At 70.1% G+C, this 20,822-nt stretch carries 18 protein-coding genes and 1 pseudogene; 8 read left to right on the forward strand and 11 right to left on the reverse strand.

Going from position 1 to position 20,822, the window contains the following annotated elements; translation table 11 throughout:
- Positions 1-7: 7 nt before the first annotated feature.
- Entirely contained in the window at positions 8-466 is a 459-nt protein-coding gene (locus R3F55_21320; protein MEZ5669925.1) for a DM13 domain-containing protein, read from the reverse strand.
- A gap of 116 nt (positions 467-582) precedes the next feature.
- Positions 583-2,379, reverse strand: coding sequence for an AMP-dependent synthetase/ligase (locus tag R3F55_21325; protein ID MEZ5669926.1), 1,797 nt, complete (start codon positions 2,377-2,379; stop codon positions 583-585).
- A gap of 180 nt (positions 2,380-2,559) precedes the next feature.
- Between R3F55_21325 and R3F55_21330 the strand changes: the two genes are divergently transcribed.
- A complete protein-coding gene (locus R3F55_21330) occupies positions 2,560-4,314 on the forward strand; it encodes a M3 family oligoendopeptidase (GenBank protein ID MEZ5669927.1) in 1,755 nt (584 codons plus the stop codon).
- A gap of 112 nt (positions 4,315-4,426) precedes the next feature.
- Positions 4,427-4,915: a hypothetical protein gene (locus R3F55_21335; GenBank protein MEZ5669928.1), complete on the forward strand. Its 489-nt coding sequence runs from the start codon at positions 4,427-4,429 to the stop codon at positions 4,913-4,915.
- A gap of 9 nt (positions 4,916-4,924) precedes the next feature.
- Here R3F55_21335 and R3F55_21340 read toward each other — a convergent pair whose 3' ends face one another.
- From R3F55_21340 to R3F55_21370, 7 genes and pseudogenes are all read right to left on the reverse strand, one after another.
- The gene (locus R3F55_21340; GenBank protein ID MEZ5669929.1) at positions 4,925-6,172 is read right to left on the reverse strand and encodes a hypothetical protein; all 1,248 of its coding nucleotides are present in this window, start codon (positions 6,170-6,172) and stop codon (positions 4,925-4,927) included.
- Positions 6,173-6,244: 72 nt separating this feature from the next.
- Positions 6,245-7,237 (reverse strand): annotated as a pseudogene (locus R3F55_21345) (ABC transporter permease).
- A 5-nt stretch (positions 7,238-7,242) separates the two neighbouring features.
- The gene (locus R3F55_21350) at positions 7,243-8,781 is read right to left on the reverse strand and encodes a sugar ABC transporter ATP-binding protein (protein MEZ5669930.1); all 1,539 of its coding nucleotides are present in this window, start codon (positions 8,779-8,781) and stop codon (positions 7,243-7,245) included.
- Between the two features lie 198 nt (positions 8,782-8,979).
- Entirely contained in the window at positions 8,980-9,936 is a 957-nt protein-coding gene (locus tag R3F55_21355; protein MEZ5669931.1) for a sugar-binding protein, read from the reverse strand.
- 240 nt (positions 9,937-10,176) lie between these two features.
- Entirely contained in the window at positions 10,177-10,527 is a 351-nt protein-coding gene (locus R3F55_21360; protein MEZ5669932.1) for a hypothetical protein, read from the reverse strand.
- Between the two features lie 192 nt (positions 10,528-10,719).
- Positions 10,720-10,881, reverse strand: a complete 162-nt coding sequence (locus R3F55_21365) for a hypothetical protein (GenBank protein ID MEZ5669933.1) — start codon at positions 10,879-10,881, stop codon at positions 10,720-10,722.
- A 79-nt stretch (positions 10,882-10,960) separates the two neighbouring features.
- Positions 10,961-11,470, reverse strand: a complete 510-nt coding sequence (locus R3F55_21370) for a hypothetical protein (protein MEZ5669934.1) — start codon at positions 11,468-11,470, stop codon at positions 10,961-10,963.
- Between the two features lie 192 nt (positions 11,471-11,662).
- Between R3F55_21370 and R3F55_21375 the strand changes: the two genes are divergently transcribed.
- Positions 11,663-13,015: a DUF3179 domain-containing protein gene (locus tag R3F55_21375; GenBank protein ID MEZ5669935.1), complete on the forward strand. Its 1,353-nt coding sequence runs from the start codon at positions 11,663-11,665 to the stop codon at positions 13,013-13,015.
- A 19-nt stretch (positions 13,016-13,034) separates the two neighbouring features.
- Here R3F55_21375 and gloB read toward each other — a convergent pair whose 3' ends face one another.
- Entirely contained in the window at positions 13,035-13,805 is a 771-nt protein-coding gene (gloB, locus tag R3F55_21380) for a hydroxyacylglutathione hydrolase (GenBank protein ID MEZ5669936.1), read from the reverse strand.
- A 92-nt stretch (positions 13,806-13,897) separates the two neighbouring features.
- Between gloB and R3F55_21385 the strand changes: the two genes are divergently transcribed.
- The 3 genes from R3F55_21385 (at position 13,898) to R3F55_21395 (ending at position 17,893) form a co-directional block, all read left to right on the forward strand.
- Positions 13,898-15,676: an SLC13 family permease gene (locus tag R3F55_21385; GenBank protein MEZ5669937.1), complete on the forward strand. Its 1,779-nt coding sequence runs from the start codon at positions 13,898-13,900 to the stop codon at positions 15,674-15,676.
- A gap of 22 nt (positions 15,677-15,698) precedes the next feature.
- Positions 15,699-16,979: an FAD-binding oxidoreductase gene (locus R3F55_21390; protein ID MEZ5669938.1), complete on the forward strand. Its 1,281-nt coding sequence runs from the start codon at positions 15,699-15,701 to the stop codon at positions 16,977-16,979.
- Between the two features lie 143 nt (positions 16,980-17,122).
- Positions 17,123-17,893: a chitosanase gene (locus tag R3F55_21395; protein MEZ5669939.1), complete on the forward strand. Its 771-nt coding sequence runs from the start codon at positions 17,123-17,125 to the stop codon at positions 17,891-17,893.
- 7 nt (positions 17,894-17,900) lie between these two features.
- On the opposite strand, the gene R3F55_21400 is transcribed toward R3F55_21395, so the two are convergent.
- The gene (locus R3F55_21400; protein MEZ5669940.1) at positions 17,901-18,911 is read right to left on the reverse strand and encodes a tyrosine recombinase XerC; all 1,011 of its coding nucleotides are present in this window, start codon (positions 18,909-18,911) and stop codon (positions 17,901-17,903) included.
- 541 nt (positions 18,912-19,452) lie between these two features.
- Here R3F55_21400 and R3F55_21405 point away from each other — a divergent pair.
- Both R3F55_21405 and R3F55_21410 read left to right on the forward strand, forming a co-directional pair.
- Positions 19,453-20,298, forward strand: a complete 846-nt coding sequence (locus R3F55_21405; protein ID MEZ5669941.1) for a calcium-binding protein — start codon at positions 19,453-19,455, stop codon at positions 20,296-20,298.
- Positions 20,299-20,530: 232 nt separating this feature from the next.
- The gene (locus tag R3F55_21410) at positions 20,531-20,818 is read left to right on the forward strand and encodes a DUF1127 domain-containing protein (protein MEZ5669942.1); all 288 of its coding nucleotides are present in this window, start codon (positions 20,531-20,533) and stop codon (positions 20,816-20,818) included.
- The last annotated feature ends 4 nt before the right edge of the window (positions 20,819-20,822 follow it).

Below are 20,822 nucleotides of genomic sequence, written 5' to 3' on the forward strand. Positions count from 1 at the left end.
CTGCGGATCAGAGCAAGGTCAGCGGCGCGACGCCGAGCGGTACGGCGAACTCCTCGCACCAGATGTAGACCTCGAGATAGTCGCCGATGTCGAGGCCGGCGGGCAGGGGATAGACCTGCGCGCCCTGCATCGCCTGCAGCGGACCGAGCTTTGCGGCCGGGTCGTAGGCGCCGTTGACGCCGAGGCCGACCACCGGGTCGGGCGCGTCGTCCTGGCTGAAGTCGCTGCTGAGCGCCACCACCCATTGCGAACCGGTCCAGAACACGCTGGCACTGCCGGTGGTGGTGTGGCCGCTCTGGCCCTGGAAACTGCCGCGTGCGGTTTCCAGGCCGCTCGCTGCCGCCGTCGTCGCCGCGGCATCCGTCGCCGCCGCGGTTCCGCCGTTGCCGCCGTTGCCGGACTGCATGCAGCCCGCCAGCGCGGTTGCACCGGCGAGCGCCAGCACTGCGAAGGTCGACCGGATCATCGTGTTTCTCCCCTGACGTTTCCTGTCGGGGCAACCCATAGGACGCGCACACCGCAGCGTAACCACACGATCCCTCAACTGATCGTGTGAAATCGGTGAGCGCGGCGCCGGTATCCTCAGTCCTTGCCGCGGCCGTAGAGCGCGTTCAGCCGTTCGCCGTAGAGTTCGCGCAGCACGTGGCGCTTCACCTTCAGCGACGGGGTCAGGATGCCGTTGTCGACGGTGAAGGGCTCGTCGGCCAGCGCGAACTGGCGCACGCGCTCGATCGGCGACAGCTCTGCTTCGCCGGCCCGCACCGCCGCGGCGATCGCGGCGCGGAAATCCGGGTCGGCGTTGAGCGTCGCGGCGTCGGCCGGCTTGCCGTGCTCCTTCGCCCAGCCCTTGGCCCATTCCGGGTCGGGCACGACCAGGGCAACCAGGTAGGGCCGCTTGTCGCCATAGACCATCGCCTGTGCGATCTCCGGCCGCAGGCACAGGATACCTTCCACCCGCTGCGGCGAGATGTTGTCGCCGCCCGAGTTGACGATGATGTCCTTCTTGCGGTCGGTGATCTGGATGTAGCCGTCCTCGTCGATCAGGCCGATGTCGCCGGTGTGCAGCCAGCCGTCCTTCACGGTCTCGGCGGTCAGGTCGGGGATGTTCCAGTAGCCCTGCATGACCAGCTCGCCGCGGATCAGGATCTCGCCGTCGGGCGCGATCTTCACCTCGACGTCGGGAAAGGCCGGGCCGACCGTGTGCATCTTGATCTTGCTCGGCCGGTTGCAGGAGACGACCGGCCCGCTCTCGGTCTGGCCATAGCCCTGCAGCACGCGCACGCCCAGCGCCAGGAAGAACACGCCGACGTCGGGGTTGAGTGGCGCACCGCCGGAGACGAACGCCTTCAGCCGTCCGCCGAACCGGTCGCGGACCTTGTTGCGGACCAGCCGGTCGAGCAGCGGGTCGACCAGCCGGTCGCCCAGACCGAGCGAGCCCGGCGCATGGTAGCGACGGGTGCCGATGTCGAGCGCCTTCTCGAACAGCTTCGCCTTCATCCCGCCGGTCTTCTCGACCCCGCGCAGGATGCGGCTGCGCATGGTCTCGTACAGCCGCGGCACCGCCGTCATGATGGTCGGGCGCGCCTCGGTCATGTTGGTCGAGAGCTTGTCGATCCCTTCCGCGTAATAGACCTGGGCGCCGATCGAGACCGGGAAGTGCAGCCCGGCGGCGTGTTCGTAGCTGTGCGACAGCGGCAGGAACGAGAGGAATACTTCCTCGTCGAGGCCAAGTTCGTTCAGCAGGTTGAACGCGCCCATGATGTTGCACAGGATCGCGCCGTGGCTGAGCATCACGCCCTTCGGCTTGCCGCCGGTGCCGGAGGTATAGATGATCGCGCTGGTCCCGGCGCGCGGCTGCGCCGACGCCCAGGCGCGGGCCTGGGCAATGTCGCCGTCGGCAGCGGCGACGTCGGCCCAGTCGACGACCTGGATGTTGGACTTGAGGTCCGGTGCATCGATGCTGACCAGGATGCGGCAGTCGGTGCCCTTCGCCGCCTCGGCCAGCCGCCGGGTCAGGGTCTGGGTCGAGGCGATCGCCGCGACCGCGCCGCTGTCGGCCAGCACGTGATTGTGGTCGGCGACGGTATAGGTCGTATAGACCGGCACCGGGATCGCGCCGATGGCGAGGATCGCCTCGTCGGCGATCACCCACTCCGGCCGGTTCTCCGAGCCGATCACCACCCGGTCGCCGGCGACGACCCCGAGGTCGCGCAGCGACTGGGCCAGCGCTGCGGCATGTCCGGCGACGCCGCGCCAGCTTCGGGGCGCGTAGCCGTTGCCGTTCTTCGCCCACAGGAAGGGGGCATCGCCGCGGCGGTCGGCCTCGTCGAAAAACATCGAGGCGAGATTGTCGATCGCCCTATAGTCCGCTAACTGCATGTGCAGGCCCCCTGCCGGCGTATCCTCTGGTGCGTTGTTGTTCTCGTTCCTGGCGCCGATCCCGGGCACAGTTACCGCTGCGACCGCGACCGATTGGACATGATTATGCGAATTGCGCGTTCCAACAATGCCAATCCTGCCCCCGACGGCGCCGCGAGCGGCACGGAATCGGCGCTCGGCATGCTGCCAAGATGGGACTTGAGCGCCCTGTTCGCCAGCATCGACGACCCGGCGATCGGTGCGGCGCTCGACAAGGCGCTGGCCGATGCCGAGGCCTTTGCCGGCACCTACAAGGACAAGCTGGCCGGCCTCGACGGTGCGGCGCTGGGCCGGGCGATCGCCGCCTACGAGGCGATCGACGAGGCGCTGTCGCGGGTGCTGAGCTATGCCGACCTGGAGCAGGCGCTGGACGCGCTCGACCCCAAGATCGCCCGCTTCGTGCAGGGCGTGCGCGAGCGGGTCAACAAGATCACCACGCACCTGCTGTTCTTCACGCTGGAGCTGAACCGGATCGACGATGCCGTGTTCGCCGCACAGCTGCGGGACCCGGCCGCCGCGCACTACCGGTCTTGGCTGGACGACGTGCGCGCGTTCCGGCCGCACCAGCTGGCCGACGACCTGGAGCGCCTGCTGCACGACAAGGCGATCGCGGGCCGCGCCGCCTGGAACCGGCTGTTCGACGAGACCATGGCCGCGCTTCGCTTCACGGTGGGCGGCAAGACGCTGACCAGCGCCGAGGCGCTGCACCTGCTGTCGGATAGCGACGGCAAGGTGCGCGGCGCTGCCGCACACGAGATCGCGCGGGTGCTGAACGACAATATCCGCCTGCTTTCGCTGGTCACCAACACGCTGGCGAAGGACAAGGCGATCGAGGACGAGTGGCGCAGTTTCGCGCGCCCGGTGTCCAGCCGCAACCTGGCCAACCAGGTCGAGGACGAGGTGGTCGACGCGCTGGTCGCCGCCGTCCGCGCCGCCTTCCCGCGCATCGCGCACCGCTACTACACGATGAAAGCCGGCTGGCTGGGCGTCGACCGGATGGCCTACTGGGACCGCAACGCCCCGTTGCCCGACGTCGACGACCGCACGATCCCGTGGACCGACGCGCGCGACACGGTACTGGGCGCCTATGCCGGCTTCGCCCCGCAGATGGCGGACATCGCCCGGCGCTTCTTCGACAGCGGCTGGATCGACGCGCCGGTCGGTCCGGCCAAGGCGTCGGGTGCCTTCGCCCATCCGACCGTGCCGTCGGCGCATCCGTTCGTGCTGTTGAACTACCTGGGCAAGACGCGGGACGTGATGACGCTGGCGCACGAGCTCGGCCACGGCGTGCACCAGGTGCTGGCCGCCGGCCAGGGCCACCTGCTGTCGCAGACGCCGCTGACGCTGGCCGAGACCGCCAGCGTGTTCGGCGAGATGCTGACCTTCCGCGCCATGCTGAACGCGGAGACCGACGCCGGCCGCCGCAAGGCGATGCTGGCCGGCAAGGTGGAGGACATGATCAACACCGTCGTCCGCCAGATCGCCTTCTACGAGTTCGAGCGGCGGGTCCACGACGAGCGGCGCGAGGGCGAGCTGACGCCGGAGCGGCTGGGCCAGATCTGGATGGGCGTGCAGACCGAAAGCCTGGGCCCGGCCTTCGACTTCGATCCCGAATATAACGTCTACTGGTCGTACATCCCCCACTTCGTGCATTCGCCGTTCTACGTCTACGCCTATGCCTTCGGCGACTGCCTGGTGAACTCGCTCTATGCGGTCTATCAGCAGGGCGCCGACGGCTTCGCCGAGAAGTATTTCGCCATGCTCAGGGCCGGCGGCACGCTGCGGCACAAGGAGCTGCTGGCGCCGTTCGGCCTCGACGCATCCGACCCCGCCTTCTGGGACAAGGGCCTGGCCGTGGTCGAGGGGCTGATCGACGAACTGGCGGCGCTGGACTGAGGCCGACCCGGATCGGCGCACGACATCGAGGCCGCGCGCCGGAGCCTGTTTTGGGTTGCCACCCGCGCTCCGTCAACTACGCTGTCCCGAGCAGGACTGGCGGAGGATCGCAGTGCGCAGGGGAATCGATACGGTCGTGTTGGGCGGGACGCTGCTGTGCGCGGCATGCGTGCCGGCCGGCGGTAATTTCCAGGGTGGCGGGTTCGGCCCCGGGCCGGGACCGGCGAACCCCGCGACGGCCACGGCACGCGAGCTGAACGAATTCCTGGCCGACGGCAGTGCCTACATCGAGCACTTCGCCAATGGACCGTGGGGACCGAGCTACGAGTGCGGCTATTTCAGCGGCGACGGCTACTACGAGTCGATCTGGGTCAACGACTACGGCGACTATGACGAGTTCGACGGCGCCTGGTCGGTGCGCGGCAGTCAGCTGTGCATCGACGGCGGGTGGTATTCCGGCGACGGGCCCCTCGGTTGCGTCACCGGCGAATGGAGCACCGGCGACAGCCTGCTGTTGGTCGACGGCAGCAACCAGGTCATTGCCGAGCTGTTCGCCTATGACGGACCCGGCGAGTATTACGACAACGCCTGCTTCTTCTGATCCAGCCGGCTACCCGGCCGTAGCCAACGGCGCGAGGTCGCCGCGATAGAGCATCTGGATCAGGCCGTAGAACGGCGTGCGCATGTTGTCCGAAGGCCCTTCCAGCGTCGTCTCCGGCACCATGACGAAGGCGATGCGGGCGACGGCGCGGCCCGCGTCGGGCACGTCGACCACGTCGGTCACCACCGCATAGGGCATGATCTCCGCGAACGGCCGCTGGTATGCCATCGACGTGGCCGTCGCGAAGGCCTCGGCGACCGTCTGCGTCGCCCGCTCCGCATCGGCGCGGTTGCGGTAGGACAGCGCGACGACGCCGACCGGATTTGCGCCTTCCTGGCGGTCGGCGAGTGCCACCGCCTCGTAGCGCGGCGTCGCCGGTCCGTCGCCGCTGCCCATCAATTGCGCCAGCAACCTTGCGCGGGTCTCTTCGTCGGCGGCCGGGCCGAGCGCATCGACGATGTCGCGGGTGAACAGTGTGCCGGTGAACAGATAGGCCTGCAGCAGCGCGCCATCGGCCTGCACCGGCGTGTCGAGCGCGACCGCCAGCGCCCGCATGTCGGGCGACTGTTGCGCGGTGCCGATCCGTCCGTCCACCGCCATGAGCATCACGTCGATGGTGCCCCAGTGGCTGGCGGCGACGAAGGCGCCGTCGACCACGCCGGCGCGCGCCGACCCCCCGAGATCGCCGCGCAGGGGGTTGCTGACGTCGCGGTTGCGGAGGTCGAGTGCATTGTCGTCCAGGTACCACCAGATCGTGTGGCCGTTGCGATTCTCCGCGGCGAAGCCGTGATTGCCCAGGGCTGCGCCGACCGCAGCCGCATTGGTGACGGCGTCGTTGCCGGTCAGCACCATGGGCACCATTGGCGGCTGGGCGAAGCCGAGCGTCTGGCCGATGTCGATCATGCCGAAACCGAGATAGTCGGACATCGGCCGCTCGGCCGCGAGCATGCGGGAGAAATAGTTCGCCAGCATGTGCGGCGCGACCACGATGCGCATCGCCGCGGCGAGTTCGCGGTCCTCCCGGCTCCAGGTGAACGCGTCGCCGAGCGACAGCCGCTGGCCGACCGCGTGGCGGATCGCCGCGAAATCGCTGTACTGGATCGCATTGGACGGTCCGCCTTCGGCCAACGCCGACGCCGGCACGAAGCGCAGCAGCGGCGTCAACCGGTCCTCCGCCTGCGCGGCCTGGATCCCGATCGCCAGCATGAAACCGGCCAGCAGCTTGGTCTTCAGCGCCATCGTTGCGTCCTCATGCATCCGTTGCCGTTGCCTGATCGAAGCATGACATCGTGACGGGGAAATGGCACCCCCGCGATCGGGGGCGGCGCGCTACTCCGCCGGCTGCTCGGCGGGCCTGGCATCCAGCGAGCGGGCGGCGCGGCGGCGCTGGCGGAAGGTGGCGAACTGGCTGTCCGCCAGCACGCCGATCAGGATCACCGTGCCCATCACCGCGAAGTTGAGCGAGGAGGGGATGCCGAGCAGGTTGACCAGGTTCTGCAGCACCTGCAGCAGGATCACGCCCAGCACGACGCCGACGATCGAGCCCTCGCCGCCGCGCAGCGAGCAGCCGCCGAGCACCGCCGCGGCGATGGCGTAGAGCTCGTAGAAATTGCCATGGCTGGCCGGCGAGATCGAGCGGGTGTAGGTGGCGAAGAACACCGCCGCCAGCGCGGTCAGCACCGAGCAGATCACATAGGCGCCGACGATCACCCGCGTGGTGCGGATGCCGGAATAGCGCGCCGCCTCCTCGTTCTTGCCGACCGCGAACAGGTGGCGGCCGAACACCGAGCGGTGCAGCAGCACCCAGGCCACCGCCGCGACGACGGCGAAGGCGACCATCAGGCGGCACCCGGCGGAACCGCTCGATGGTCAGGGCCAGTCCAGCGCCGGGAAACTCCGGCCGAAGGTGAAGCCGGCGGTGGCGTCCTCGGTATAGAAGCGCGACGCCGCGATAGACCAGCAGGCCGCACAAGGTGACGACGAAGGGCTGCAGTCCCATCCGCGTGAACAGGAAGCCGCGGATCAGGCCGATCACTGCAGGCCGAGCGCCAGCACGATCAGGATGGCGGCTGGCCGCCACCTCCTGCACCGCGATGAAGTCGACGAACAGCACGCCGAGCAGGGCGATCACCGACCGACCGACAGGTCGATGCCGGAGGTGATGATGACGAAGGCCTGGGCGATGGCGAACAGGCCGAACAGACCGACCAGATTGGCGGTGTTGGCGATGTTCACGCCCGACAGGAACAGCGGGTTGATGATGGTCACCACCGCGCCGACCACCAGGATCAGCACGAACAGCCCGATGTCTTTCTTATGCATGGATCTCAGCCACCTGCCATCGCGGCCGCGCGCGCGCCCGGCGCCGGCCCGTTGCCGACGGCCAGCGTCAGCACGTTGTGTTCGGAAAAGTCGCCGCGCGCCAGTTCGCCGGCAATCGCACCGCTGTGCATCACCGCGATGCGGTCGCTGACCCCGATCACCTCCTCCATGTCGCTGGAGATCATCAGGACGGCCACGCCGGCGTCGGCCAGGCCGCGCATCAGCCTATAAATCTCGGTCTTGGCGCCGACGTCGATGCCGCGGGTCGGTTCGTCGAAGATGATCGCCTTCGGCGCCATCGCCAGCCACTTGGCCAGCACGATCTTCTGCTGATTGCCGCCCGACAGCTCGTTGGCCAGCCGCAGCACGTCCGGCGTCTTGATCGCCAGACGCTTGCGCTGCGCGTCGGCGCGCTCGCGCTCCAGCCGGCGCTGGACCAGGCCGCCGCGGGCGAGCGACGGCAGGTCGGGCAGCGCGATGTTGGCCATGATCGTAAAGTCGAGCACCAGGCCCGACTGCTTGCGGTCCTCCGGCACCAGGAACAGACCGGCGGCGATGGCCTCATCCGGGCTGTGGCCGGCCAGCCGCCGGCCGCCGAGCACGATGGCGCCGCCGCGCGAAGGGTCGATGCCGAAGGCGGCGCGCGCCAGCTCGGTGCGCCCGGCGCCGACCAGCCCGGCCAGCCCCAGGATCTCGCCGGCGTGGACGTCGAGGTCGACCGCCGCATGCGGGTTAGCCTGGGTGCGCAGCCCCTGGATCTGCAGCACCGGATCGCCGCGTGCGACCCGGGGCGGGTCGTATAGCGCCTTCAGATCGCGTCCGATCATCAGCCGGATCATGGTGTCGTGCGCGATCTCGCCGCGGCTCAGCGCGCCGGCGACACGGCCGTCGCGCAGCACGACCACGCGGTCGGCGCATTCCTCCACCTCGTTGAGCCGGTGCGAAATGAAGATCACCGCGATGCCGTGCGCCTTCAGGTCGGCGATCACCGCCAGCAGCCGCTTAGTCTCGGCGATGGTCAGGCTGGAGGTCGGCTCGTCCATGATCACGATGCGGGCGTCGAGCGACAGCGCCTTGGCGATCTCCAGCAGCTGGCGTTCGGCCAGCGAGAGCCGCTGCACCGGCGTGTCGGGCCGGAATGTGGCGCCCAGGCGCGCCAGGATCGGCTGTACCGCGGCCGCCATCGCCGCATTGTCGACCAGGCCGAGCACGCCCCTGCGCAGCTCACGGCCGAGAAAAACGTTGGCGGCGACGTCCAGGTTGTCGAACAGGTTGAGTTCCTGGTGGACGAAGGCGATGCCGGCCGCCATCGACTGCTGCACGGTCAGTCCGGCCCACTCGACCCCGCCAATGCGGATGCGGCCGGCCGACGGCGCCACCACGCCGCCCAGCACCTTCATCAGCGTCGACTTGCCGGCGCCGTTCTCGCCGATCAGGCCGACGACCTCACCGGCGCCGAGCGCGAAGGAGACGTCGTCCAGCGCAACGACGCCGGGATAGATCTTGGTGATCCCGGACAGTTCCAGCAAAGGCGGTTCGGTCATGGTGGGCCGGATGCGAGGGCGCTGCAGCCATTGTTGCACGTCGACGCCGGGCTTGTCCCGGCGATCCGGTCCGGTCCGCCACGGGTCGGCCGCGTCTGCCCGGGACGGGCTTGGGCAAGACGGCGTCGGTCGGCGGACCGGTCGGGTAGGGCGTGGCCGGAGCGGTCGAAAGCCGCGCCGGCCCGCCCCTGCGCGACCTCAGTTGCCGGAAATGCGAGCGGTCAGCTCGGCCTGGAACGCGTCGACGTTCTCCTGGTTGATGATCTTGGTCGGGACGATGATCAGCCCGTCCGCGGGAATGCCCGACTTGTCGCCCTCGAGATAGGCGGCCATCAGCTTCATGCCCTGGTAGCCCCACTCATAGGGCTGCTGCACGACGGTGCCGGCGAACGAGCCCTCGCGCACCGCACCCAGCGTGATCGGATCCTCGTCGAAGGCGATCACGGTGATGTCGCCCAGCCGGTTGGCGGCCTGCAGCGCCTCGTAGATCTTCGGCGGGTTGTAGGAATAGAAGCCGACCATGCAGTTCACCTCGGGGTTGGCGACCAGCACGTCGTCGACGTTGGAGCGGGCACGGGCGAAGTCCACGTCGTCGCCGCGCACGTCGACCAGCTCGATGTTGTGGCCTGCCACCGCCTCGCGGAAGCCGGCGATGCGCTCGACCGCGTTGTCGGCGCCAAGGAAGCCGACGAAGCCCATGCAGGTGCCGCCGTCGGGCAGCGCCTCGATCGCGATCTCGCCCGCCTGGCGGCCGGCGTCGGTGTTCGACGAACCGATATAGGCGATGCGGTCGCTGTCCGGCGCGTCGGAGTCGGTGGTGAACAGCGGCACCTGGCCGGCGATGCGGTTGAACGCGTCGATCGAGGTCTTCGGGTCGACCGACGAGATCATGATGGCGTCGACGCCGGCGGCGACCAGGTCGTCCATCAGCGCGTTCTGCAGCGCGGCCGTGCCCTGGGCCGGGTAGCGGAACTGCAGGTCGTAGTCGGGCAGCTCCTCCTGTGCGGCGCGCACGCCGGCCTCGGCCAGCTTCCAGAAGTCGGACGCGGCGTTGACCACGAAGGCCATGCTCGGCTTGTCCTGGGCCGCGGCGGACCCGGCGAAGGCGGCCAGCGCGATGGCCGCGGTGGCGCCGATCAGATGCAGCTTCTTCATCGATTTCCCTCCCGTTCCGGTCCGGCCGTGCCTGGACCGGTTTCTTGACGTCCTGCCCGTCCGCCGGCGAGCGGCGACGGCGGCCTCGTTGCCGCCTGCCAGGCAGGCGCATATTAATCATATGAATCATTCCCGCAACAGCCTGAATCTCGCATCCGGACCGGGTCCCGAAGCGCCACGCGGGGCAAAGGTAATATCATACGATGGCAACCCACGCACGGGCCCTGCCGACGGCGCGGCTCAGGCGGCTTGCCGGTGGACGGTCGGTGCCGGGGCCACGCTGCCGCTGGAGCGCGCCTCCCGCAGGGTGCTCGACGTGGCGGGCGATGGCGCCAGCGGGGGCAGCCGGGGCTCGCGGCGCTCGGCCGCCGGTTTCGACGCGCGCAGCCGCTGGTGCAGCCGGTAGAGGTTGCAGGGCACCAGCACGGCGTGCAGTGCGACCACCGGGTAAAGCCCGGAGAGAGTGCCGTAGACGATGAAGCAGAAATTGGCGGCCAGCGCGGCGATACGCAGCGGCACCATGGCCTGCATCGAGAATGCGACCAGGGTCAGCGCGGCGGCAAGCCATCCCACCAGGTCCGAAGCCAACATCGACAAACCTCCCGGTCTGTTTCTGGGCAGCATCGGAAAGGCAGGTGGGCGCGCGATGTGGCAAAAATCGGCCGGCGGCGGGACAATGACACGGCCTGCGTGCAAGGCCGCGGAATTCCTCGCGCCAACGTGTGACGACTGTCACCCGGAGGTTAACCCTCGTTCATGAAACGATAATTCCGTCTCCAGCCGCTAGCCGGCGAAGGCCAGCAACGCGATCGCGAAGCCGAACACCGTGCCGCCGATGCCGCCGAGCAGCACGTACATCATCGGCCGGCCCGGCTCGCCCTGGCGGGCCTCGGTCGGTTCGATCTCGACGTGGTCGCGTCCGGCTCCGTCGTTGACATGGCGCATGGTCCGGTCCTTTCGCTGCCGCTCCGCCTCCTGACGGGTCAACGACAGCGGCGGCGTCGGGTTCCACGCGCAAGCACGGTCAGGGCAGGTAGTCCTCGGCCCGGCCTAGCCGGAAGAAGCCGGTGCCGTTGATGGTCAGGCAGGGCAGGTCGACGCCGAGATCGGCCATCGGGTCGCGGTCGGAGGCGCAGGCAGCGGCCGGGTCGACGACGATGTCGAGCATCGGATGCAGGGTGCGGACGGTGCCGCCGACGATGCGGCACTCGATGGCGTCGCATTCGCAGGTGCCGCCGGTGTGCACGGTCCGCGCCGATTCGTTCAGGATCAGGATGGCGCCGTCGCGCCGCCAGCCGCCGGCGCGGTAGGGGACGGCCTCTTCGTTCAACGCCCCGTCGTCGGCGCAGAGATAGGCGTCGCCATATTCCCAGAATCCGTTCTCGAACAGGGCATAGTAGTCGGCATAGCCGGCGCCGATGCCGCCCGGCGCGATGTAGTAGAAGCCGGCCAGCGGGTCGGGCGACTGCGCCGTCGCCGCGCCGGGTCCGAGCAGGAGCAGCGCAAAGAGCGCGGTGGATTTTCCGATGGTCATGGCGCCCCTCTCCTTTTCTGGCCGGTCCGCGCGGGCGGCCGGGCGGAGTGTAGCCATAGCGGGACATTGTGGCCAACGCACGACCGGCCGGCACCGCGCGTCACTTCGGGCAACAAGCGCGTGAAGGCCCCTGGCGGGGGCCCCGCTTCCGGGGTCTAGTGGATCGATCGCCGCCGCGCCGGACTTCCCAAGATGACCCGATGGCTTGCCTGCCTTGCCCTGCTTGTCGGCCTTGCCAGGCCGGCGGCGGCGCAGCTGAACGACAACCAGGTGCTGCTGGACAGCCTGGACCTGGTATTCGGCGATGCCGCGAGTGCGCCGACGGCGCTGGAAGCGCTGGTTGCGAACGGCGACCCGCGGGTGGCGCACAACCTGATCCTGACGATGCGCTACACCTTCCTGCCGCCGCAGGCGATGCGCGACGCGCTGAGCCGTCTTACCGGCGTGCCGGACCGGGGCGGCTGGTTCGAGTGGATGGTCTGGCGCGAGCGCGAGACCGGGCTCGCCCCGCACCCCAGCTTCCCCGCGCTGCAGCGCACGGTGCTGGAGGCGATCGACCCGCGCTTCGCCGCCTTCCTGCCCGACGGCGTCGCCCACGAGATCCGGCTGGAGGAGATCGTCTGGGGCGGGGTCAAGGTCGACGGCATCCCGGCGCTGGTCAACGCCGCCCAGGTTCCGGCGGACGAGGCCGGCTATCTGCGCGACGAGGACCTGGTGTTTGGCGTCGCCATCGACGGCGATGCGCGTGCCTATCCGCTGCGCATTCTCGACTGGCACGAGATGTTCAACGACGTGGTCGGCGGCGTGCCGGTATCGCTGGCCTATTGCACGCTGTGCGGCGCCGGCATCCTGTTCGAGACGACGGTCGCCGGCCGCGACGCGCCGTTCACCTTCGGCTCGTCGGGCCTGCTCTACCGGTCGAACAAGCTGATGTACGACCACCAGACCGGCAGCCTGTGGAACCAGTTCACCGGCCGGCCGGTGGTCGGCCCGCTGACCGGCAGCGGCATCGAACTCGCGATCCGGCCGGTGGCGATCACCAGCTGGGCGGCGTGGCGCGACGCCAACCCCGACACCACCGTGCTGTCGCTCGACACCGGCTATCAGCGCGACTACGCCCCCGGTGCGGCCTATGCCGACTATTTCGCCAGCCCGGACCTGATGTTCCCGGCGGTGGTGGCCGAAGGCGGGCTGGCGGCGAAGGATTTCGTGTTCGGCATCCGCGCGCCCGGCGGCGCCAAGGCCTGGCCGCTGTCGGTCTTCGCCGGCGGCCGGGTGATCAACGACCGGGTCGGCTTTTCCGACGTGGTGCTGGTCGGCGACGCGGCGACGCGGACCGTGCGCGCCTATGCCCGCGAGGGCCGCGACTTCGCCGCCGACGGCGGGCTCGACAGGCTGGCGGCCGACGGCCAGGGCTGGACGGTGACCGAGGACGCGCTGGTCGGCGACGACGGCGCCACCCTGCCGCGGGTGGCCGGCCATGTCGCCTACTGGTTCGCCTGGGCCGGGTACCTGCGCGAGACCGAGCTCTACGCCGGCGACTGATCCGGCCGCGCCGCCCGCCTCAGAACCGGTCCTTGCGGCCGCGCACCTCGGCGAATACCGCCACCGGATCGGCGCCGGCCAGTCCCACCGCGGCGGCAAGCGCGGGGTCGTCGGCGCGCAGGAACGGGTTGGTCGCCAGCTCGTCCGCCAGCAGCGACGGCACCGTGCGCTCGCCCTTGGCCCTTGCGGCGTCGATCGCGGCGGCACGGCGCGTCAGCGCGGCGTTGTCGGGGTCGACCGTCACCGCGAAGCGGGCGTTGGACTGGGTATATTCGTGGGCGCAGAACACGCGGGTATCGCCCGGCAGCGCGCGCAGCTTGCCCAGCGAGGCCCACATCTGCGCCGGCGAGCCCTCGAACAGGCGCCCGCAGCCGAGCGCGAACAGGGTGTCGCCGCAGAACAGCGCGCGCAGATCCGCGAACCAGTAGGCGATGTGGCCGCGGGTGTGGCCGGGCACGTCGAACACGGTCGCCACCTGGTCGCCGAGCGCATAGCTGTCGCCGTCGCCGACCTCGACCTGGATGCCGGGAATGCGGTTGCGGTCGGCGCGCGGACCGACGATGGTGCAGCCGGTGGCGGCCTGGATTGCGGCGTTGCCGCCGACATGGTCGCCGTGATGGTGCGTGTTGAGGATGTGGGTGATGGTCCAGCCGAGGCGCACGGCCTCCGCCAGCACCGGCTCCGCCACCGCCGGGTCGACCACCGCCGTGGCGCCGCTGTCTGGTTCGTGGGCCAGGTAGACGTAGTTGTCGTTCAGCACCGGCACCTGGTGAATCTGCAACTGAGGCATGGCTGGGGTGTTCCAGTGTTGCCGTCGGGGATGGCGGGTGCGCCGCCGGCGGGCGGAGCCGCAAGGGACGCAGGGCAAACATAGGGGCCCGAGTGAGCACTGACCAGATCATCATCTTCGCCGTCCTCGGGCTGGCGCTCGTGCTGTTCGTCAAGGGGCCGGTCCGCTACGACGTGGTCGCGTTCGGCGCGCTGATGGCGGCGACGGTGGCCGGCGTGGTGCCGGGCGACGAGGCCTTCGCCGGCTTCGGACACCCCGCGGTGATCACGGTGGCGGCGGTGCTGATCATCTCGCGGGCGCTGCAGGACAGCGGCGTGCTCGACCGGGTCGCCGACGTGCTGCTGCACTGGGTGCACAAGCCGGTGACGCTGATCGCGGCGCTGACCGCGATCGGCGCGCTGCTGTCGGCGTTCATGAACAACGTCGGCGCGCTGGCGCTGCTGATGCCGCTGGCGCTGCGCGCCTCGCGCGAGGTCGAGGCGCAGCCGTCGCACGTGCTGATGCCGCTGGCCTTCGGCACCATCCTGGGCGGCCTGATCACCCAGATCGGCACGCCGCCGAACATCCTGGTCGCCACCTACCGCGCCCGGCTGGGCGGCGAAGCGTTCGGCATGTTCGACTTCACGCCGGTCGGCGTCGCGGTCGCCCTGGCCGGGGTCGCGTTCGTGGTGCTGATCGGCTGGCGGCTGGTGCCGAAGGACCGGCGCGGCCGGCAGTCGGCCGACGAGGCGTTCAAGATCCGCGACTATGTCTCGGAACTGCGCATCGGCGAGGATTGCAAGCTGATCGGCACCGAGCTGCGCGAGCTGGAGGCGGCCGGCGAGGGCCACATCGTGGTGGTCGGCCTGATCCGCGGCGAGCTGCGCCGCTATCAGAACCTGCGCATGGAGCGGATCGCGGACGGCGACATCATCATCGTGCGCGCCGACCCCAGCCACCTGAAGAAGCTGGTCGGCAAGGGCGGGATCGACTTCGTCGGCCGCGAGGATTTCGATCCCGGCGACCTGCGCAGCGACGAGGTCGGCGTGATCGAGGCGGTGGTGCAGCCCGGCAGCCGCATCGAGGGCCGCTCGACCGAGCGGCTGCGGATGCGCCGGCGCTTCGGCGTCAACCTGCTGGCGATCGCCCGCGAGGGCGTGCCGTTCCGCAACCGTATCGACGAGGTGCGCTTCGCCGCCGGCGACGTGCTGCTGCTGCACGGCGAGATCGACGCGCTGCCCGACATCGTGCGCGAGATGGGCTGCCTGCCGCTGGCGCCGCGCGCGCTGAAGCTGGCCTCACAGCGCCGGGCCTGGCTGCCGGTGGCGATCTTCGCCGCCGCTCTGGTGCTGGCGGCGCTGAACGTGTTCCCGGTGCAGGTGGCGTTCGGGCTGGCGGTGGTGCTGCTGATCGTCGGCCAGACGATCACCGCGCGCGCGGCCTACGAGGCGATCGACTGGCCGGTGATCGTGCTGCTCGGCGCGATGATTCCGCTTGGCGGCGCGCTGGAGAGCACCGGCGGCACCCAGCTGATCGTCGATGCCGTGCTGATGCTGGCCGGCGAGATCAGCCCGGTGGTGATCCTGGTCGTGGTCATGGTGGTGACGATGACGCTGTCGGACATCATGAACAACGCGGCGACGGTGGTGGTGATGGCGCCGATCGCGGCGACCATCGCCGGGCAGATCGGCGTTAACCCCGACAGCTTCCTGATGGCGGTGGCGATCGGCGGCTCCTGTTCGTTCCTCACGCCGATCGGCCATCAGAACAACGTGCTGGTGATGGGGCCGGGCGGCTACAAGTTCGGCGACTACTGGCGGGTGGGCCTGCCGCTGGAAGTGCTGATCGTGCTGGTGGCGACCCCGCTGCTGCTGCTGGTCTGGCCGCTGTAGCCGCGCCGCGCTAGCCTGGGCCATGGCGACGACCGAGCACGCACCGTCGTGGTACGCGGCGACCGCGAACGACCGGACCCGCTATCCGCCGCTGGACGGCCATTGCAGCGTGGACGCCTGCGTGATCGGCGGCGGCTATACCGGCCTGTCGGCCGCGCTGCACCTGGCCGAGGCCGGCTTCTCGGTGCGGCTGCTGGAGGGGCGGCGAGTCGGCTGGGGCGCCTCGGGGCGCAACGGCGGCCAGCTCGGCTCCGGCCAGCGCAAGGACCAGGAGGCGCTGGAGGCCATGGTCGGCGCCGACCGCGCCCGTGCGCTGTGGGACCTGGCCGAAGCGGCGAAGGCCGCCGTGCGCGACCGCATCGCCCGCCACGCCATCGCCTGCGACTACCGCCCCGGCGTGATGACGGTGGCGCACAAGCCGGCGCTGACGGGCGAACTGCACGCCTATGCCGACCACCTCGCCGGCCGCTACGGCTATGACGCGATCGAGTGCCTGGATCCGGCCTCGGTGCGCCAGCGGCTGGGCTCGGTCCGCTATCATGGCGGCATCGTCGACACAGGAGCCGGGCACCTTCACCCGCTGAACTACGCGCTGGGCCTGGCCCGGGCGGCGCGCACGGCGGGGGCGGTGCTGCACGAGGGCACATCGGCGACCGCCGTCGCCGGCGGCAACCGGCCGCGGGTGGCGACCGCGAGCGGCACCGTGCGCTGCCGCTTCGTCGTCGTCGCCTGCAACGGCTATCTCGACCGGCTGGTGCCGCGGCTGATGGGCGCGATCATGCCGATCAACAACTACATCGTCGCCACCGCGCCGCTGGGCGAGGCGGCAGCGCGCGCGCTGATCCGCGACAACGTCGCGGTCACCGACACCAAGTTCGTGGTCAACTATTTCCGGCTGTCGGCCGACCGGCGGCTGCTGTTCGGCGGCGGCGAGACCTACAGCCGGCGGTTCCCGGCCGACATCGCGGCGTTCGTGCGGCCGCACCTGTTGAAGGTCTTCCCGCAGCTTGCCGGTACGCCGGTGGATTTTGGCTGGGGCGGCACGCTGGCCGTGACGCCGAACCGCATGCCCAGCTTCGGCCGGGCCGACGGCAACGTGTTCCACGCCCAGGGCTTTTCCGGCCACGGCGTGGCGCTGACCACGCTGGCCGGCGCGCTGATCGCCGAGGCGGCTGCGGGCACGATGGCCCGCTTCGACGTGCTGGCGGGCGTGCCGCAGCCGCGGTTCCCCGGCGGTGCGCTGCTGCGCTGGCCGGCGCTGGTCGCGGGCATGCTGTGGTACAGCCTGAGGGACCGGCTGTAGCCGACGTTGCGCCCGGCTGCGCAACGCCCGTTGGCCGTGCTATCGTGTGTGCGGTCCTCGCAGCGACGCGGCGTCGGCAGCCGGACCACCCCGGGAGGCACTTCATGACCGCATGCTGCCGCCGTGTCGCAGGCCGGACGGCCATGCTGCTGGCGGTCCTGCTGTTGGCTTCGGCGCCGGCCGGCGCCGGCGGCCTCGACGGCGTCCGGCTGCATCGGGCGGAGCAGCTGATCAGCATCTTCGAGAATGCGACCCCGGTCATCCAGTACGGCTATGCCGAGGATATCGGCGACGGCCGCGGCATCACAGCGGGCCGTGCCGGCTTCACCACCGCGACCGGCGACGCGGTGCTGGTCGTACGGCGCTACGCGACGTTGCGCCCCGATGCGCCGATCCTGGCCTGGCTGCCGGAGCTGGAACGCCTCGCCGCCGCTGCGGACGACGACACCGGCGGACTGCAGGGGTTCGCGGCGGCCTGGGCCGCCGCGGCGGAAGATCCGGGTTTCCGGCAGGCGCAGGACGAGATCAACGCGGAGCTCTATTTCGACCCGGTCAACGGCTACGCCGATGAACTCGGGCTGCAGACCGCGCTGGCCCGCGCGGCGCTCTACGACGCCATCATTCAGCACGGCGACGGCGACGACCCGGACTCGCTGTGGTCGATGATCGATGCCACCGAGGCCGCCGTCGGCGGATGGCCATCGAATGGTGTCGACGAGGTCGCATGGCTGCGCGCCTTCCTGGCGGTGCGTCGCGGCGTGCTGGCGCATGCGACCGACCCGGCGACGCGCGAGGGCTGGGCGGAGTCGGTGGGCCGGGTCGACGTCTGGTCGGCCCTGCTCGACGACGGCAATCTCGACCTTGACGGTCCGATCCGCTTGACCCTCGGCTATTACGAGATCGACATCGAGTGACTGCCGCTCAGCCGTTGGAGCGAGCGGCCCGTGCCCGCGGATGGGCGGCGTCGTAGACTGCGCGCAGCCGGCTTTCGTCGACGGCGGTGTAGCGCTGGGTGGCGGCCAGCGAGGCGTGGCCGAGCAGTTCCTGGATCGTGCGCAGGTCGCCGCCGCCGGCGAGCAGGTGGGTGGCGAAGCTGTGCCGCAGCGCGTGCGGCGTCGCGCTGGCCGGCAGACCGAGGGCGCCGCGCACCAGGCGCATCGCCTTCTGCGCCACCGCCGGCTGCAGCCGCCCGCCCCTGGCGCCGCGGAACAGCGGCGCGCCGGCGGTCAGCGGGAACGGGCACGCCGCCTCATAGGCTGCCAGCGCCTCCGTCACCACAGGCAGGACCGGCACCTGCCGCTCCTTGCCGCCCTTGCCCATCACCCGCAGCAGGCCGCCGGCCGGCCGGTCGCGGCCGTCCAGCGCCAGCGCCTCGCCGATGCGCAGGCCGCAGCCGTAGAGCAGGGTGGCCAGCGCGGCGTCGCGCAGCCCGATCCATTCCCGATCCGGCAAGGCCGCGGCGAGGTCGATGGCGGCGCGGGCGTCGGCCTCGTTCAGCGGGCGTGGCGCGGTGACCGGCAGGCGCGGGCTGCGGATGGTGGCGACGGCGGCATTCTCGACGCCATGGCGGCGGCGCAGGTGGCGATAGAACGAGCGCACCACCGACAGCGCCCGGGCGGTCGAGGTCTTCGCCCGCCCGTCGCCGTGTCGCGCGGCCAGCCAGGCGCGCAGGTCGGCGGCGCGCAGGCCGGCCAGCGACGCGAAGTCGACCGACCCGCCGCAATGCTCGGCGACGAAGCGGGTGAACCCCATCAGGTCGCGGCGATAGGCGGCAACGGTGTGGGCCGAGGCGCGCCGCTCCGCCGCGAGCCATTGCAGCCATGCGCCCAGCGCGTCGCGGACGTCGGCGGCCAGCCAGGGCACGAGGCTGGCGCCGACCGCGTCGCCGTCGGTTCCCTCCGTCGGGCATCTTTCTGCCTTGTCGGCCTGCAAGGGCGAACTCCCTGACGTTTCGCGTGGAAACTAAACCGCTAAAGTCCCCGGTGCGGCGGGCATTTCACGCGGCCGGACCGGACCGTGCTATGCGCAGCGCGCATGGCTGCATTGCGTTGCGGGGGCGTGCAAATGTAACTCGCCGATGTCATTTATTGCATGCTTCGGTTCGAAACGTTTCCGACGTTTCGGGCAGATTGGGTCGATTTCGATCCATTCATGTCTCCCAGACGTGAAGCCTCCCTGTGACTTGGGCCGCCGGATCGAACGATTCCGGCGGTTTTTTTGTCAGCGGATCGGACTTTAGACACTTCGGTCGCGGGACGTTAGACCGTTTGCCGTTCGCGGCGCGTGCCCTTTGCGCGCCTGACCGTCTTGGCCGCGGCCGCGGCCGAATGCGCGCGCGCATCGCGCCTCCCCTGTCCCTCTCGCAATCCACGCCGAGCCGCCGGGCGACGGCGCGGCCACCTCCGGATCGGTGAACGCGAATTGCCGCATCGGCGTCCTATTCCGAGGGGCGAGACCTGCAATGGAGATTGCGATGCCGGACTTCGACATTCTTCCGCTGCCTTACATGCCGGGGCCGATAACGATCAGCCCGTTCACCTTCACCGGCACCGTAGGCAACGACACCCTGCACGGCACCAGCTGGCAGGACGTGATCTGGGCCAACGGCGGCAACGACACCGTCTTTGCCGGCGGCAATGCCGACCAGGTCCATGGCGGCATCGGCGACGACATACTGTTCGGCGAGGATGGCAACGATTCGCTGTGGGGCGATGCCGGCAACGACATCCTGGCCGGCGGTGCCGGCGACGACTGGGCCTATGGCGGTTCGGGCGCCGACTGGATGCTCGGCCAGGAGGGCAACGACACCCTCAACGGCGGCGCCGACAACGATGCCATCTACGGCGGCACCGGCAACGACGTTCTGCTTGGCGGCACCGGCAACGACTATCTCGACGGTGGCGCCGGCAACGATGTCATGAACGGCGGCGAAGGCGACGACAGGCTGTTCGGCGGCAGCGGCAACGACCTGCTGCGCACCAGCAACGGACTGGATACCCTGACCGGCGGCACCGGTGCCGACGGCTTCGCCGTCATGACGGGCGACTACTGGCCCGACCTTGTCACCGACTACAATTTCTTCGAACGCGACTACATCGACCTCAGCGCGCTCGTCGCGGGCTGGACCGACGCGATGAAGGCGGCGCACCACTTCAACGCGTACGACCTGTGGTCCGACGGCGAGCAAGTCGTCCTGCGCCTGGGGACGCCGGCGCTCGCCGATACGGTTGCCCTGTTCCTCGTGCTCGGCAACCCGATCGGCGACCAGGTCCTCTACACCCTGGACGGCTCGACCATGCTGAGCACGACGATCATCTGACCTGCCGCGCACCTTGCCCGGACCGGTTCCGGGCAAGGCCGGCGCGACACGGACCACGTCGCGCCCGCGCAGCCCCGGCCGCATCCGATCGAGCCGCGCCGACGGCGGAAACAACTGAAACAAGATTGCCGTCCGCCGGTGCTTGGACTGAAACATCCGGCCCCCATTTCCGCCGTCCCAACTGCTGCGGCCCGCCGGGCCGCGTCGGCGAAACCAAGGGGGACGACCGGCCATGAAACCGAATTCGGCCTACGGCAAGGGCGGTGCCGCCGCGTTGCGGCCGCACCTGTCCGTCGACGGCGGCGCGCGGCGGGGCCCGGGCCTTTTCCGCCGGGCGATCGATGCGCTTGCAGCGCATCTCGAGCGGCGCCGGGCGGTGCGCCACCTGCGCACGCTGCCGCCCTATCTGCAGCGCGACGTCGGCCTGACCGAGGACGACATCGAGCGGCTCGAGCGCGACTTCGGCCGGTCCGGCATCACCGCATCCGGAAACATCAGAAACACAACAGCGCCGCATTGATGCG

The sequence above is a fragment of the Alphaproteobacteria bacterium genome (genome assembly GCA_041396705.1).
In the GTDB taxonomy this organism is placed as follows: Bacteria; Pseudomonadota; Alphaproteobacteria; order CALKHQ01; family CALKHQ01; genus CALKHQ01.